Origin of the sequence: Nostoc sp. NMS8, assembly GCF_017115045.1 — a bacterium.
GTDB lineage: Bacteria > Cyanobacteriota > Cyanobacteriia > Cyanobacteriales > Nostocaceae > Nostoc.
This window is the reverse complement of the sequence record NZ_JABXKK010000068.1, coordinates 52,863-68,346: the sequence shown is the minus strand read 5'-3', so window position 1 is coordinate 68,346 and position 15,484 is coordinate 52,863. Positions and strand designations below refer to the sequence as shown.

General features: G+C 41.6%; 13 protein-coding genes. 4 read left to right on the top strand and 9 right to left on the bottom strand.

The window, feature by feature from the left end:
- Positions 1-52 precede the first annotated feature (52 nt).
- From HWQ39_RS13070 to HWQ39_RS13060, 3 genes are all read right to left on the bottom strand, one after another.
- Positions 53-1,048 (bottom strand): glycosyltransferase, encoded by a 996-nt coding sequence (locus tag HWQ39_RS13070; protein ID WP_292845182.1) that lies wholly within the window; start codon positions 1,046-1,048, stop codon positions 53-55.
- Between the two features lie 90 nt (positions 1,049-1,138).
- A complete protein-coding gene (locus tag HWQ39_RS13065; RefSeq protein ID WP_292845179.1) occupies positions 1,139-1,840 on the bottom strand; it encodes a DUF6391 domain-containing protein in 702 nt (233 codons plus the stop codon).
- A gap of 380 nt (positions 1,841-2,220) precedes the next feature.
- Positions 2,221-2,484 carry a helix-turn-helix transcriptional regulator gene (locus tag HWQ39_RS13060; RefSeq protein WP_099103136.1) on the bottom strand — a complete coding sequence of 88 codons (264 nt, stop codon included), beginning with the start codon at positions 2,482-2,484 and terminating at the stop codon, positions 2,221-2,223.
- Between the two features lie 362 nt (positions 2,485-2,846).
- On the opposite strand from HWQ39_RS13060, the gene HWQ39_RS13055 reads away from it, so the two are divergent.
- Both HWQ39_RS13055 and HWQ39_RS13050 read left to right on the top strand, forming a co-directional pair.
- Positions 2,847-3,824: a carbohydrate kinase gene (locus HWQ39_RS13055; RefSeq protein ID WP_292845176.1), complete on the top strand. Its 978-nt coding sequence runs from the start codon at positions 2,847-2,849 to the stop codon at positions 3,822-3,824.
- Positions 3,825-4,109: 285 nt separating this feature from the next.
- A complete protein-coding gene (locus HWQ39_RS13050; protein WP_292845173.1) occupies positions 4,110-4,541 on the top strand; it encodes a DUF6006 family protein in 432 nt (143 codons plus the stop codon).
- A 55-nt stretch (positions 4,542-4,596) separates the two neighbouring features.
- On the opposite strand, the gene HWQ39_RS13045 is transcribed toward HWQ39_RS13050, so the two are convergent.
- Positions 4,597-5,277, bottom strand: a complete 681-nt coding sequence (locus tag HWQ39_RS13045; RefSeq protein ID WP_292845170.1) for a polysaccharide deacetylase family protein — start codon at positions 5,275-5,277, stop codon at positions 4,597-4,599.
- A 204-nt stretch (positions 5,278-5,481) separates the two neighbouring features.
- Here HWQ39_RS13045 and HWQ39_RS13040 point away from each other — a divergent pair, with 204 nt between their 5' ends.
- The gene (locus HWQ39_RS13040; RefSeq protein WP_292845167.1) at positions 5,482-6,351 is read left to right on the top strand and encodes an RnfABCDGE type electron transport complex subunit D; all 870 of its coding nucleotides are present in this window, start codon (positions 5,482-5,484) and stop codon (positions 6,349-6,351) included.
- Between the two features lie 4 nt (positions 6,352-6,355).
- Positions 6,356-7,738: a DUF2330 domain-containing protein gene (locus HWQ39_RS13035; protein ID WP_292845164.1), complete on the top strand. Its 1,383-nt coding sequence runs from the start codon at positions 6,356-6,358 to the stop codon at positions 7,736-7,738.
- A 253-nt stretch (positions 7,739-7,991) separates the two neighbouring features.
- Here HWQ39_RS13035 and HWQ39_RS13030 read toward each other — a convergent pair whose 3' ends face one another.
- The 5 genes from HWQ39_RS13030 to HWQ39_RS13010 all read right to left on the bottom strand — a co-directional run bounded on the left by HWQ39_RS13030 (position 7,992) and on the right by HWQ39_RS13010 (position 15,426).
- On the bottom strand, positions 7,992-8,543 hold the full coding sequence (locus HWQ39_RS13030; protein ID WP_292845161.1) for a Uma2 family endonuclease: 552 nt from the start codon (positions 8,541-8,543) through the stop codon (positions 7,992-7,994).
- Positions 8,544-8,584: 41 nt separating this feature from the next.
- Positions 8,585-12,112 carry a UvrD-helicase domain-containing protein gene (locus tag HWQ39_RS13025; RefSeq protein WP_292845158.1) on the bottom strand — a complete coding sequence of 1,176 codons (3,528 nt, stop codon included), beginning with the start codon at positions 12,110-12,112 and terminating at the stop codon, positions 8,585-8,587.
- A 214-nt stretch (positions 12,113-12,326) separates the two neighbouring features.
- Positions 12,327-12,596, bottom strand: a complete 270-nt coding sequence (locus HWQ39_RS13020; protein ID WP_292845155.1) for a type II toxin-antitoxin system YafQ family toxin — start codon at positions 12,594-12,596, stop codon at positions 12,327-12,329.
- Positions 12,596-12,802: a hypothetical protein gene (locus HWQ39_RS13015; protein ID WP_292845152.1), complete on the bottom strand. Its 207-nt coding sequence runs from the start codon at positions 12,800-12,802 to the stop codon at positions 12,596-12,598. Before HWQ39_RS13015 ends, HWQ39_RS13020 begins: the two co-directional genes overlap by 1 nt.
- Before the next feature lie 155 nt (positions 12,803-12,957).
- The gene (locus HWQ39_RS13010) at positions 12,958-15,426 is read right to left on the bottom strand and encodes an ATP-dependent Clp protease ATP-binding subunit (protein ID WP_292845149.1); all 2,469 of its coding nucleotides are present in this window, start codon (positions 15,424-15,426) and stop codon (positions 12,958-12,960) included.
- Between the last annotated feature and the right edge of the window lie 58 nt (positions 15,427-15,484).

The following is a 15,484-nucleotide window of genomic DNA, read 5'->3' as shown; positions in this document are numbered from 1 at the left end:
TCAATTTCCTCTCTTCTCTCTGTGAACTTTGCGCCTCTGCGGTTTGTTTCCATTACTTAAAATATTTCTTCCTCAGCTTCCCATATATCCTCTGAGAAAGTAATTTCGCCATCCGTATTTTCGTCAAACTCTTAATATTAGATGGCTGCTGAATTTTATGATCAAAAAACTCATTCAACTCATCTAGAATAACTTGGAAACGCTGAATAATATTTTCAGTCCGATGTTCAACAAAAAATTCTTCAGATAAGCTAACTGCTCCCGAAGACTCAATTACCTTGAGAATGCGTTGGACATCATATTCTTGAGAATATCCAGCAATTTTATAGCAATTAAATCCCGGATCTAAGTAATCTGCCAATCCACCGTTAACACTAGAAAAGACTTGACAGCCACAGGCAAGAGCTTCCATTGGTTGTAGACCAAATCCTTCACTAACGTGCTGTTGTGCCCAGTACTCAGCAGAATCATAGAGGTAAACCTTAGCTCGATTGAATAGTCCAGGTAAATCCTCTATGTATGAATCAACAACCAATACTTTACAACGTTTTTGCAACGCTGGAATCAATTCTTTAATTAAATACTCAGAAGACTTCCGAGCTTGAACTAAAACATCAATATCTCGTTCTAGACCTAGATTTTGAAACTCATCAGAAATTTGATTGGGCAAATAATAAATCAGAGAATTGGGTGATTTTTCTCCCCAATATCCCATCGTATAGCGGCTCACAGTCACGATCGGAATACTTGCAGGTAGTCTAAATGGATAACCTGCGCTATGTGCGTGGTAAACGACATTGTATTGCTTAAGTTTAGCCACCAGTTGAGCTATATCAAATCCCCAACTGATGACAAAAATTACATCATTTAAATTTTTCTCTTTTAGCAAATCATCGATAAAAAGCTGATCTTTTTCTCGTTGACGGTAAGTTACAACATCAGCACTACAAATATGCTGAACTAGATTAAGTGCTTTTAATTCTGCCCAAAGACCACCACAGGCAAATTTGCCATCTGTACCAGGGAGTAAGAAGTAAAGTTTTCTCATAATTTTTTTAGGGAAGTGGGGAGTAGGGAATAGGAAATCGGGGAAGAGAAGGGAAAAATATCTTGTTCATCCTCCTCATTTCCCTCATATCTACTCTTGCCAGCCCACTTTAACAAAATGTGCCTCACGTCCCCAAACGTCGCGTGTACGGGTAATATTTTCAATTGCTAGGTTAAAAGGAATGGCAGTTGTTAGGTAACGCTGTGCCATAGAACCTAAATCAGGCGCGAGTTCTGCGGCTGTCGTTGCTGCTAACCCCAAACCTATAAGTTGCTCGATTGGTCGAAATGGTAGTAACAAATGCACACTCACAGCTAGTCCAGCTGTTAACAGCATTGCTACTGATAAATTTGTGCCACAACGGGGATGCACAGCCAAATCCCATTCTCCGCTGGTGATGCGATGTCGAGCAAGTGTGACTGCACGCCGCAAATCACTAATATTTACCTCACCATAGAGGTAGAATCCATGTTCAGTAGACAAACCGCCTAATAGCTCATTATCTAGTTGAACATTAGTGGATTCTCCTCTAGCAGGATAGGCACTTTTTGATTCGCTAAGAACCCAAACAGTAGCGTGTTCTAGGGCATGAACCTGCCGCAACATCAAAATTTCTTTCAACCCTGGAATAAACGATAGCTGTCTGAGTAAGTCGGCATCTTGTGTGGGTTGCGGAAAGTCTGAAAATTGGTCTTCAAGACTCTGAATTTTCTCAGATACAGGTGTCGTAAAATCAAAGTTGAAAAATTCAAAGGGAGACGAGCTACCCTGAAAAGAAGCGGAAGTATTCATTGGAACACTACTCCCAAAGCCGATGGGGCAACATAGATTTCTTTCAAATGTAACGCTTGCACCACTGAATTGTTGCTAATTTTTGTAGATGGTTTTTAGTTAGGGAATGGGGCATTGGGCATTGGGCATTGTAGATGGTTCTCCCCATTCCCCATTCCTACATCTGTTCTGCTGAATCAGAAATTCTGCTCTTTATAGTTTCCGAGTCCGAGGGTCAGCTGGCTCCACTAACATAAACTCCGGCTGAGTGAAGGACTCGGAACTTTTGGTAGAGTGTTCACACTGAAAACTTAGGCGTGAAGATGGGAAAATCAGTAAAACTCAACATTGGCTTGTAACTATACCAGACCAAAGCAATTACGTTGCTACTTGTAAATTGTTTATTCGATCTGGTTAGGCAGAGTACAGCAATTGACATCGTTCAAACAGACTTTGCCCCACTGTAAAGCCCAGCGGACAAGGGCTACTCGATTATCTGTCTCGGTCTTGGTGAGAATATTACTGATATGGTTATCAACTGTACGCTTACTAATCTCCAGTTTTCCTGCAATCTCTTGGTTAGTTAAGCCAGCGGCTACTAAGTCGATAATTTGCAGTTCTCTGTCTGACAGACTAACGGGGGTCTCGGACTTGCCACCAGCCATGACTATTTCTATCCTCTCTTGGTATATGTACTCAATCGCTCTTTCTAATTCTAGAAGATTCTTTTCTTGGTAGGGGTTTCAAGTGTTAGCAGTAATAAGATTGTCAATATTTTCTTTGGATTTCAAGTTGGCATCCAGATAAAACACTCGGTCTTGAAAGTAATAAATATAGCTCAATGAAACGAAAATGTCGTCTAAGCACTTAGCTAAAATAAGCGAGATTAAAAGCATGTACATATTATATAAGTAGTAAAAATTGCCATTTAATTCTATTAAGGACTGGCGACAGATTAGCAAAAATTATTGTAGATTTTATACTGTAAATTCCTAATCCCAAATCGAAATCTAAAATTTAAAATGAGATGAGCAATCCCCGTGTTTTGTGCCTTGGTGAAATTTTGTTTGATTGTTTAGCCGATCAATTGGGGCTAAAGCTGGAAGAAGTGAAATCTTGGACTCCCTACCCAGGAGGGGCACCAGCTAATGTCGCCTGTGCTTTAGTCAAGTTGGGGACATCAGCGGGATTTATTGGAGCTGTTGGCGAAGATGAACCAGGGAATGCATTGGTCAAGCTATTACAAGATGTAGGTGTAGAAACCACGGGGGTACAACGCCATCCCACAGCGCCAACGCGGCAAGTTTATGTTACACGGGATCTGGCTGGCGATCGCACCTTTGCCGGATTTGGTCAGTACGATACCGCAGAATTTGCCGATACTCGCCTGCAAGCTAAAAAATTGTCAGATTCGCTGTTTCAACAGGCAGATTTTCTAGTTTTGGGTACTTTGGAATTAGCCTATCCTGAAAGTGAAGAGGCAATACACCGCGCTTTAGAGTTAGCAGAACATTACGATTTAAAAATTGTGCTGGATATCAACTGGCGTCCTGTATTTTGGGATGAACCAAACATCGCCCATCAAAAAATTCCAGAATTATTTAAGCGAGTTGATTTTCTCAAACTCTCCAAAGAAGAAGCGGAATGGCTATTTGAAACCGCAGATCCCGGAGCCATCACTTATCGTCTAGCTTCAATTGAGGGGGTACTAGTGACAGATGGGGAAAACGGCTGCACTTATTGTCTGGGTGAGAACGAAGGCAAATTACCCTCGTTTTCCATCCCTGTAGTTGATACAACTGGTGCAGGAGATAGCTTTTTGGCAGGATTCATCCACCAACTGAGTCAGTATGGTATCCACAGCTTGCGGGATGCAGAAACCGCAAAACGCATTGTTACTTATGCCAGTGCTGTTGGGGCACTGACTACCATTAAACCAGGTGCGATCGCTTCTCAACCTACAAATGCTGAAGTTGAAGCTTTTATAGCCACACATCAACTTTAGAACTAGCACAAGCCACTGGAATATCAGCTACCCAAGGCTGATATTCTCAATAGTCTGTCAATAATTAATGGATAAATTCACTGTAGAGACGGCGATTTATTGCTTCTCTCTAACCGTCAAAATGAATTTGACAGACTAGTAGTTGGACTCTACAAAACGCATCAAAAGTCTTGAACATAAAAAAAATATTAAATCTTAATGCTTTAATTATCTGCATAAACAGCAATGCTGATACATATAAGTGAATAGAAAGTAAAAATTAGCTTAAGGTATTGGTAAAGCATTATGAAAAATATTACAAAATGGCTTTTGGGTTTGGCGATTGTTCCTGCAAGTTTAGTATTAGTATCTAGTCATGCTAAAGCCAGTCAGATAGCTGGCGAGTGGTTCTTTGGTCTCTGGGATTGTAATATTGACGGTAGACCAGCCCAAATGCAGTGGAAAGTAGTCGATGATCCACAAACTACTTGTAGTGGTGATGTTTGCTCTACCACTTCTGGTGTCCGTCTCGTCGGACGATTTAGTGATAATGGTAGTGCGTGGGTTCCTCTAGGAAAACGTTTTTCCAGCACAAAAAGACAGGATTTAGGTATTCGTTATTTAGGTGCAGAACAAGATAACTGGTATCTCAAATACAACAGTCGTACTAAAATCGCAGATGGTTGGACGACATGGCGGGGTAAGCGTTACCCACTGCAATGTCGTAATCGCAGATAAACTTTAATGTCGAACACGCTAACACCACATTTTGATTTAACTTGACAGGCTAAGACTAAAGTATGGTCTTAACTTGCTGCCACAGATTATCAATGCTCACAAACTCATAACCTTGTTGTAGTAGTTGCGGAATGAGAATTTGAATTGTGGCAGCAACATCTTGTCCACCGCAAGCACCATCATGCAAAACAATTATTGAACCATTTTTAACCTGCTGCATAATTCGCTCTACCACAGTGGTTACACCTGGACGTACCCAGTCTTCTGGGACAACGCTCCACATAACTGGGCGGTAATTCCACTGAGAAAAAAAATTTAAAGTAGCAGGTGTAAATAAACCATTGGGGGGGCGGACATCTCGCACCTGTTCGGGTTGCAGATTGCAGGCGTTGTAGATAGCAGCTTGGGTTTGTTTTAAAGTTTCCTTTAAGTCATTTGGGGAAAGCATGGGAAAAGAGCGATGATCGTAGCCATGCAATCCGATCCAGTGTCCGCGATCGCTAACCGCTTTTGCAATGGCTGGTGAACGGTTAACACAAACACCCAACCAAAAAAAACTCGCTGTAATCTTGTAACGATCTAATACAGCCAAGACTTCAGGTGTGTATTGGGGATGTGGCCCATCATCGAATGTGAGTGCGATCGCTTTAGTCTGAGAATTTCCACGCCAAAGGCAGTTGGGAAAACTCGGCTGGAGAATGCGGTAGAAAATTGGGAATAGAGGCGCAAATTGCATCTTGAGTATTTCCGTAGATTTTAAGAAATTTTATACATTCATTTCTCAAAACTGTCCAATTTGAAATCTATATCTATAACAATTGGGGACTTTTAGACTTAACTATCTTATTTTGTAACAAAATCTGTAACAGCAATGTTATTACAGCGAACTCTCGTCTAAATTGATGAGAAATCTACGGGTAATCCCGGAATTTACAGATTAATGTTGCTCAAAGATATACGAGATTATCAAATTCTATTTCTCGGCTTGTTCCTAGTCTTGGGAATCGGTACACGAGATTGGACGCTGCGGCCAGAATTGATTGGGGTAGCGATCGCCACAAGTTTAGCAACTCAATGGATCTTGTCGTTAGTCATTGGTCATTGGTCATTAGCAAATGACAAAAAACAAATGCCCAATCTTCGCAGTGCTTTAATTACCTCACTGGGATTAAGTTTACTGTTACGAGCTGATCATTGGACGACAATGGCGATCGCGGCAGCAATGGCGATCGCCAGCAAATTTATCTTCCGAGTCGGCGATAAGCATTTCTTCAATCCCGCCAACTTTGGCATCATATCTGCCTTGATTCTCACCCCCGATGCTTGGGTTTCGCCGGGACAATGGGGTGAAGAGTGGTGGTATGGGCTATTATTTCTCGGCACTGGCGGCATGATTTTGCAGCGCATTGGTCGTTGGGACACCACAGCAGCTTTTTTGGGTTCTTACTCTTTGCTAGAAGCCATTCGCAATCTCTGGCTGGGTTGGACTTGGGATGTTTACTGGCATCGATTGATGAGTGGATCTTTGCTGCTGTTCGCCCTATTTATGATTACAGATCCGCGATCAATCCCTAATTCTCGAATTGGGCGTGTCGTTTGGGCAATCTGCATCGCTGGATTAACCTTTATCCTGCGAAATTATTTCTTTATTTCCACAGCAGTTTTCTGGGCGCTGTTTGCCCTTGCACCTTTAAGCGTCTTGATAGATGTTCTCTGGTTAGCCCCAAAGTTTGCTTGGCAAGAAGAAGATGAGGGAGATGAGAAAGCAGAGGTGAATTTCTTACTTAGCGCTAAAAAAGTAGAGGTATAAAATAATGAAGTATTTTCGACTTTTAACACCATTATTGTTAGCAATTGTAGCTGTTTTGTGGTTTGCACCCGCAGCTTGGGCATTTTGTGGATTTTATGTAGCTAAAGCTGATACAAAACTGTATAACAAAGCTTCTCAGGTAGTAATAGCGCGCGATGGCGATCACACTATCCTAACAATGGCAAACGACTTTCAAGGCGAAGTCAAAGATTTTGCAATAGTAATACCAGTGCCAACGGTGCTGCAAAAAGAACAAGTTCACGTGACTGAACCCAAGATTATCGAGCGCTTAGATGCTTTTAGTGCGCCGCGATTGGTAGAATATTTTGACTCAGATCCCTGTGCCCCAGTAGGTAATTACGATCGGATGGATGCAGTACCAGCGCCAACTGCCGCTAGAAGTGAGGCTGGGAATGCAAGAGGCGATGCTAGTTTAGGCGTAACAGTCGAAGCTCGTTTCAATGTTGGCGAATATGACATTGTGATCCTCAGTGCGAAAGAATCTGGCGGACTCGAAACTTGGCTCAAACGCAATGGTTACAAAATTCCCAGAGGTGCGAAACAGTTACTTCAGCCTTATATTCGCTCCTCAATGAAATTCTTTGTTGCCAAAGTTAACTTAGATAAATTCGAGCAATCTGGCTACCAGTTCCTCCGTCCGCTACAAATTTCTTACCAATCGCCTAAATTCATGCTGCCAATTCGTTTGGGTATGATCAATGCCACAAAAGAGCAGGATTTGATTGTCTACATTCTCTCACCTCAAGGACAGGCAGAAATCACCAACTACCGGACTGTGAAAATTCCCTCCGACGTGAATATTCCCTTGTTTGTCAAAGAAGAATTTGGAGAATTCTACAAATCCATGTTTCAAACTGCCTACACCAAAGAAGATAGGAAAGTTGGTTTTTTAGAATACGCTTGGGATATGAGTAGTTGCGATCCTTGTTCTGCTGAACCTCTAACCCCAGAGGAACTCAAGCAAGCAGGCGTATTTTGGCTAGATGATAATTCTGCAAGCGATGTGCCAGTCAGCCCCGGCTTTCGTCGTCCCTTTCCCAGAAGTAATAATGTCTTCATATCTCGACTGCATGTCCGCTACACCCGCGACAAATTCCCTGAAGATTTGATATTTCAACAAACTGCCAACAGAGAATCTTTCCAAGGGCGTTATGTTTTGCAACATCCGTTCCAAGGGGAACTCAAATGTCAGGCGGGTAGAGAATATAAACGGTCTTTGCCCAAGCGTTTTGAGCAAGAAGCGCAAACTTTAGCTAAACTAACCAACTGGAAAATCCAAGACATTCGTAACAAAATGAACCTGAGTGTCGGTAATTTGAGATATTCTTGGTGGGAAAATTTATTGTCCTGGGTAGGATTGTATTAAAAGCAATGGTTACGGTATAGGAACAAGTTCTAAATAATCCTTGCTTGGTAAGATACAAGCCTTAGTAGGCAAGGATTTAGGTTGAGTAAAATTATCAACAAATATGAATTAACCCTATACCACAATACAGTTCAGATAAACCTAAAATACTTGTAGAGACGGCGATTTATCGCGTCTCGAAAACCCAAAATTGTTGCCAGTAGCCCTTAACCCAAGCGTATGTTCAAAGAGATACTAAAAGCTGTAAATTCTCTTAGCTGTTAATAATTTGTTCCACAGCAACAAAAATATTTGGGAATGCAAGCGGTTGAATTGCTCCCCCAGCTAATGTCAGTTTTGTTGCGTATTCTCCATCTAAGACTTCTCGAAATACTATCAGGTGTAACTTTTTTAGATTAACAACCCAATATTCTAAAATATCTGCTTCTGCATAGATTTTGCTTTTTGTCTCTAAATCTTTTTCTAAACTAGAGTTAGAGTACTCAATCAACCAGAAAATATTTTCTGGATAGGGATGATGTTGTCGATACTCGCGTCCTAAAGGTTGAACAATGGCAATATCTGGTTCTGGTTCCGAATCGTTGGGTAGGGTAATTGGTTTAGCATGACGAATTTTGGCACGTTCAGCTAATAACTTTGCTAGATAGTCACCAGCTTCACCACTACTATAAGCGTGAGGCTCTCCTTCGGGCGACATTTCGACAATTTCTCCTTTGAGTAGTTCAACTTTGCGATCGCTCAAAATGCCAGCGTCAATCATGCGGTGATATTCGTCAATCGTCCACTTAGCAACTATCACACTCATGACGATTGATTCCTCCCAATGATTCTTTATATTCTCACATTTTAAATGACGGCAATGTATTTACCTTGATCAACAAAATACTTTGCCAGCATATTCTCTAAATCGTCGTAAAATCGTACTTCAATACCAGCAGCGTGAGAAATCCACTGAGCGTTATCAAAATATTGTTGGATTGAGAAATCCTGTGCAGGATAGGTACAACACCAAGCTGACCATTCAATTGTCCTCCAGGTATAGCCTTCAGCATTAAGTAAATGTTTGATTGCGTAAGTGCCGTTTCCACCTTTTCCGGCCTGATTACCCACTTTAACAGTAATGCACTGTATGCTTCCAACAAAAGGCGGATAATCTAACCAATCAAGTAAGTTAATTCTTTTCCTACTTTTTAATTCTTCAAGGAAAGGTGACAAGTTTTTAGTTTCTGTAATAATAAATAAATGCTCTACTGCACGAGTTAAGGCAACGTAAAAAAGACGACGCTCCTCATCAACTACTTGCTCAATGCTATCACCGAAAACACGGCTAAACATCAAATCAGGGTGTATTAATGGATAACAACGAGGGACAGCATCAAGTATTATAACTACATCATTCTGAAGACCTTTATACTTGTGAGCGGTTGATATGCTTACAGCCTTTTTTGATTCTTCAGGAAGGTAGGAGCGTACCAAGTTTAAGAAGTTGTCGAGTACGTTATCTTTTGAGCTACCTTTACCATAATTTACATACCAAGGTAAACTGTTCTTGCGGCTGAGTAAAACTACATTTTTTCTATCCTTGATAGCCTTGTCTACTAAGCGCAATATAGCAGGTGTTATACTGTCTCCTGGATGCTCCTTTTGCTCCTTGGGAGTTGGATCAAATTGTCCCATATCAGCGATTTCAACCGTTCCAAATATGGCTTTATGGGCGCGTGCAGGAGTACCCAATCCATGCATCAATGTATTACCGATATCGACAATTGAAGTAGCAGAACGGTAATTAGTAGCTATATTGAGTTTTTGCGAAGGTTGGAAAAACTGCGCGAAATTCTGGTAAAAGCGAAGATCAGAACCAGCAAAACCATTAATTGCTTGCCAGTCATCACCAACACAGAAAAATTGTGCTTGAGGATTTTGTTGTCGAATTGCTTCTATTAAATGGTGGAAGAGTTCTGAAAAATCTTGATATTCATCAATGAGTATGTATCGAAGACATTTTAAATCACCAGTGCCAGATTTGCGGCGAAATACGGTTTGTCCTGATGCGATAACTGCGGCAGCTTTTTGCATTAGTCCATCAAAATCATCCTCGCCTGTTGTCTGAAGCTGTTGCAAATAGCACTGATAATACTTTTGTGCAAGCTCTAAAAAACGTTGCTCGACATCACTAGCACACTCATGATTATCAACGAGAGACGCTAATTTGTCTGAAGTGAGGGACAGTTTGCGACAACGCTGGATAAATCTTTCTACTACTTTGGTAAAACGGTCTATAACTCTAAGTCTAATTTTCTTCCAAATCTCGTCTTCAGTCAAGCGATCGCACTCCATACCATAACTTTTAAGACATCGCTTAAGTAAAGCACAAAAACCTTCTGCTCCCTCAAATCTGAGGGTTGTGGGGGATAATTCGACAAAATGCCAGCTAGGATGATTTCGCCAATATTGTCGCTTTTGTTCCGACATGATATCGTAATCTGGATCACATTCAAGTCCAAAATATTCAATAATTATTCCCTGATTTTCTCCAATTGCAAAATCAGGGCGATAATTAATGTCATTCCACCAAAAATTACGCTCGTATTTGTATGTAATATTGTGTTCCAATAAAAAATTTGCAATTACTTTCTCACCAAAGGACTTGTAGTAGTTTCCGTCAAGCCCTTCTCTTGGCAATGAGCGACGGTAACGTAACATTTCTTCAGGACTTTTATCATAACCACCCCAAGCAATGCGCTCCCAGTCTTCACGAAAGTTCGCCATCATCAAAACGCGAATTTTTTCATAAACATCTGGCTTGCGGTGATACTCATAAATTACAGTCTGTAAAGCTTGGGCTTTGTTCTGTTGTCCATCTGGTTCATTAAAAAGAATGCTTTTTTCTGGATGAACTAAAGCATAAGCTAATGCATGGAAAGTCATTACATGAGGAATAGAGCTTTGTAATTGTAGAGTAAGGCGCTCTCGTATTTCTTCCGCAGCCTTGCGATTGAAAGCTAAAATTAATATTTCATTGGGTGCAACACCACAATGTTTTTGCAAAAATAAAGCTCGATTTACCAAAGTTGAAGTTTTGCCACTTCCAGCCCGTGCTACTACTTGTATATGACCATCCACAGCACCAATTGCTGCTGCTTGCTCAAGATCAGGTAACGTATTTAAGTTGGTTTTTACCCAAGATTGCACATAACTTAACTTTTCATATTGGTATTCTTGAAATGATATGTGTTCAGTACATTGGGCTTGATATAAGTTATCAGCATTGAGGAAATCTTGCTCAAATTTTTCTTTTAAGCTCTTGAGCAAACCTTGCTTTTCTGCTTCGTGACGAGCGCGTTCTTGTCGTTCTTCTTCTATTTTTATGAGCCGGAGCCTCTCTTTTTCTCTGCGCTCTTGCTCAAGGCGAACGCGTTCCTGATGTTGTTCTTCTAGTTTGCGTTTTTTTTCTTCATGCTCTGCTACGAGTCGAAGTCTTTCTTGTTCTCTGCGTTGCTGTTCCAGGTGAGCGCGTTCCTGACGTTGTTCTTCTAGTTTACGTTTTTTCTCTTCCTGCTCTACTACGAGTCGAAGCCTTTCTTGTTCTCTGCGTTGCTGTTCCAGGCAAGTGCGTTCCTGACGTTGTTCCTCTAATTGCACAGCTATATTATCAAGTTTTCTAATAATTCTTGGCTTTTGTATTGACTCAGTAATTTCTTCAAGAAAAAAGGGCGGATTTATATTAGTAAATTCTTTAATGAAGGTATGTTTTTTATATTTGATAGTATAATTACCAGTCTTATCAAAAGGCATAGCGTCAACAGTTGGGTAGCTTACCCATATCTCTGACCAGTCATTTTCTAATAACGAAACTCGTCCTCTTCCTCGGACAAAATGCACAACTTCTCTTCGTAGAAGAAGCTTCCAGAGGCTATAGTTATTTCCAACTATTTCTGCAAAATCTTTAATATTATTAATCTGTGACTTACTACCAATATTATTTGGAAGCCTATCTTTTTCTCTAAGCTGGTGTTCTAGGCTCCCATCCTTTTGTTTTTCCCTTTTTGGTTCTTCTTTTTTTGTTTGTGTTATTTCAATAATTTCTTTATATCTTATGGGTGGGTATATTTTATTCCATTCTTTTATTTGGGAAATTTTACGTATAGAATTCTTTTTAAATCCAAAACTATTTGTTTCTCTACTTGTGAATTCTACACCTATTTGTAAACCTTGAGGGTCTATCAAGAAAACTTTTCCTTGTCTTCCATCAAAATGTATAACCTCTCTTCCTAGAAGAAGCCTCCACGGTTTAATATTATTGCCAATAACTTTGATGAAAATTTGAATATTGTCAATCTGTGAACCGCTATCCATACTCTTTTTTACTCTCACTCAACTGCTTGCAGTGACTTAAGCGCCTATTCTCAGTTTTCCCCCAGACAGAGCATAATTAACAGGGAAGCAGAATTTATAGAAGGGATAAGGTTAGATTCATCTGCTGTTTGTCTTTTTGTCGTATTGATAGACAACAAAAAAACGGTAGATAAGTTTTGTCTTCTACCGTTTTTTGAATATTGATTTTTATCTGCCTATTAATATATTTTATTTAGTAAACATCATCGTGACTACCGATATCTACAAACACAGCATCTTCATCATCTGTAAAGTAAAAAACTACTCTTTCGTCATAATCTATACTAAAACTCCATAAGTCTTTAAGCTTACCTGACAATTTGTGAGTTTTCAAACCCTGCTCAAATGGATCTGCTGTAAACTGCTCCAACTTTTGCCAAAACCGTGCTTCTAAATCTACATTCCTTTGAATTCGCTTTTTAAAAGCACGTTTAAATGAAGAATTGAAACTTACTTTTAACATTACTCTTCTATCAGTTGTCTCAGTTCATCGATATTCGAGGAAAACTTTAGTTCACTATTTTGCTGTTCTACTTGCGCCGCCTGAAAATTTTGATAAATCTCTTCACGCTTTTCTTCCCGTAGATATTGCTGCAATAACAGTTGAATTTCTAACTTTTCTTCGCTGGAAAGACTTTTAATTGCTTCAACTACATCACTGAAAGTCATAATCTAGAACACCTTTTAGTGTTTGTCCGCTCAATGTAATATGGTAACAATTTAGTGAACGATATACTACCGCAGACCGAAAAAAACGGTAGAGCAATAAATACTCTACCGTTTTCTAATTTTTTATTTGAGAATTAAATCCCAAACCCTAAATCTTACTCAACACCTTGGGGTAACAATTCCCGACGCTGTTGAGAACTAACTTGGACAATGCCATTTTCATCCACATCAACAAGGGCTGTATCGCCATCTTTGATACGACCAGACAGAATTTCTTCTGCTAGGCTATCTTCTAACAGGCGCATAATTGCCCGACGTAATGGCCTTGCGCCGTAGCTGGGACTGTAACCTTCTTGAATCAAACGATCCTTGAAGCGGTCTGTGACTTCTAAAGTGATACCCTTTTCCGTCAGACGACCAAATACTTCCTTGAGCATAATTTCGGCGATTTGGGTCACTTCCGGCTTGTTCAACTGACGGAAGACGATAATTTCATCGAGTCGGTTGAGGAATTCTGGACGGAAGTATTGCTTCAATTCTTCGTTGACCAAAGAGCGAATCCGGTTGTAAGTTGACTCGCTGGCATCTTCGGAGAATTCAAAGCCGATACCGCTACCGCCTTTTTCAATTACCTTAGAACCAATATTGGAAGTTAAAATCAGCAAGGTGTTCTTGAAGTCTACCGTGCGACCTTTGGCATCAGTTAACCGACCGTCTTCCAAAATTTGCAGCAGCATGTTGAATACATCGGGGTGGGCTTTTTCGATTTCGTCGAACAACACCACGGTGTAAGGACGCCGCCGCACGGCTTCGGTCAACTGACCACCTTCGTTATAGCCAACATAACCTGGAGGGGAACCAATCAGCTTGCTGACGGTGTGACGCTCCATGTATTCGGACATATCTAAGCGGATCATCGCTTCTTCGGAACCGAAGAAGTAAGCAGCTAAGGATTTCGCCAACTCGGTTTTACCTACACCAGTAGGCCCAGAGAAGACAAAGCTAGCTATGGGTCGGTTGGGATTTTTCAATCCGACACGAGCGCGACGAATTGCCCGTGAAACTGCTTTCACAGCTTCATCTTGACCGATTAAACGCTGATGCAAGGTGTCTTCCATGTGCAGCAGCTTTTCAGATTCAGATTCGGTGAGTTTGTTCACCGGTACCCCAGTCCAGGAAGCGACAATGTGAGCAATGTCTTCTTCTGTAACTACAGGTTCTTCACCTTCTGTGCCAGTTGCATTGGTCTTGCTTTGAGCGATCGCCCGGATTTCGGCTTTGATTTCCATTTCGCGATCGCGCAATCCCCCAGCTTTGTCAAAGTCTTGAGAGCGCACCGCGTCATCTTTTTCTTTTAATATCTGACGCAGTTCTTTGTCTAACTCTTTGGCTGCGGGTGGCAGTTGGGAGTTAATCAAGCGCACCCTAGAACCAGCTTCATCAACTAAGTCGATGGCTTTATCTGGGAGGAAGCGATCGCTAATGTAACGATCTGATAACTTCGCCGCCGCTACTAATGCTTCGTCGGAGATTTTCAGTTTATGGTGTTGCTCGTAGCGTTCGCGCAAACCATACAAAATTTCAATTGTTTCATCAACTGTCGGTTCGCCAACCATGACTGGCTGGAAACGCCGCTCTAGGGCTGCATCTCGCTCGATGTGCTTCCGGTATTCATCTAGGGTTGTAGCTCCGATGCACTGCAACTCACCTCTGGCCAAAGCTGGCTTGAGGATATTTGCTGCGTCTATAGCACCTTCTGCTGCACCCGCACCAATTAAGGTGTGTACCTCATCAATCACGAGAATGACATTACCCGCCGAGCGGATTTCATCCATGATTTTTTTCAAGCGTTCTTCAAATTCACCCCGGTACTTGGTTCCTGCTACGAGCAAACCAATATCCAGCGTGACGACGCGTTTATCTTCCAGGATGTCAGGGATATCTTTAGTGGCAATGCGGGAAGCTAAACCTTCAGCAATCGCCGTTTTACCAACCCCTGGTTCCCCAATTAGCACTGGGTTATTTTTAGTCCGGCGACCCAAAATTTGAATCACCCGCTCAATTTCCTTGGCGCGTCCCACCACTGGATCGAGCTTATTATCGATTGCCATCTGGGTCAGGTTTGAGCCAAATTCATCCAGAGTCGGGGTTTTTGTGCGCCCAGATGAACCACCTGGTGAAACTTCGGCAGTTTCTCCCAACATACGGATGACTTGGGTTCTGACCTTAGATAGATCCACACCGAGGTTTTCTAGCACCCTGGCTGCGACGCCTTCCCCTTCGCGGATCAGGCCCAACAGCAGATGCTCGGTGCCAATGTAGTTATGCCCCAGTTGGCGTGCTTCTTCCAAGGAGAGTTCTAAAACTCGCTTTGCCCGTGGCGTAAACGGAATTTCCACGGCAACAAAGCCTGATCCCCGTCCTATAATTTTTTCAACTTCGATTCGGGCATCTTTGAGATTGACGCCCATTGATTTCAGCACCTTCGCAGCCACCCCAGTGCCTTCGCCAATCAGACCCAAGAGGATCTGCTCGGTTCCGACAAAGTTGTGACCTAAACGGCGGGCCTCTTCTTGGGCCAGCATGATTACCTTAATGGCTTTTTCAGTGAAGCGCTCAAACATGGCTTTATCCCATCATCTGCGGTCGTGCCGGTATGCTGATTTTAGCACAGGCAAAGCT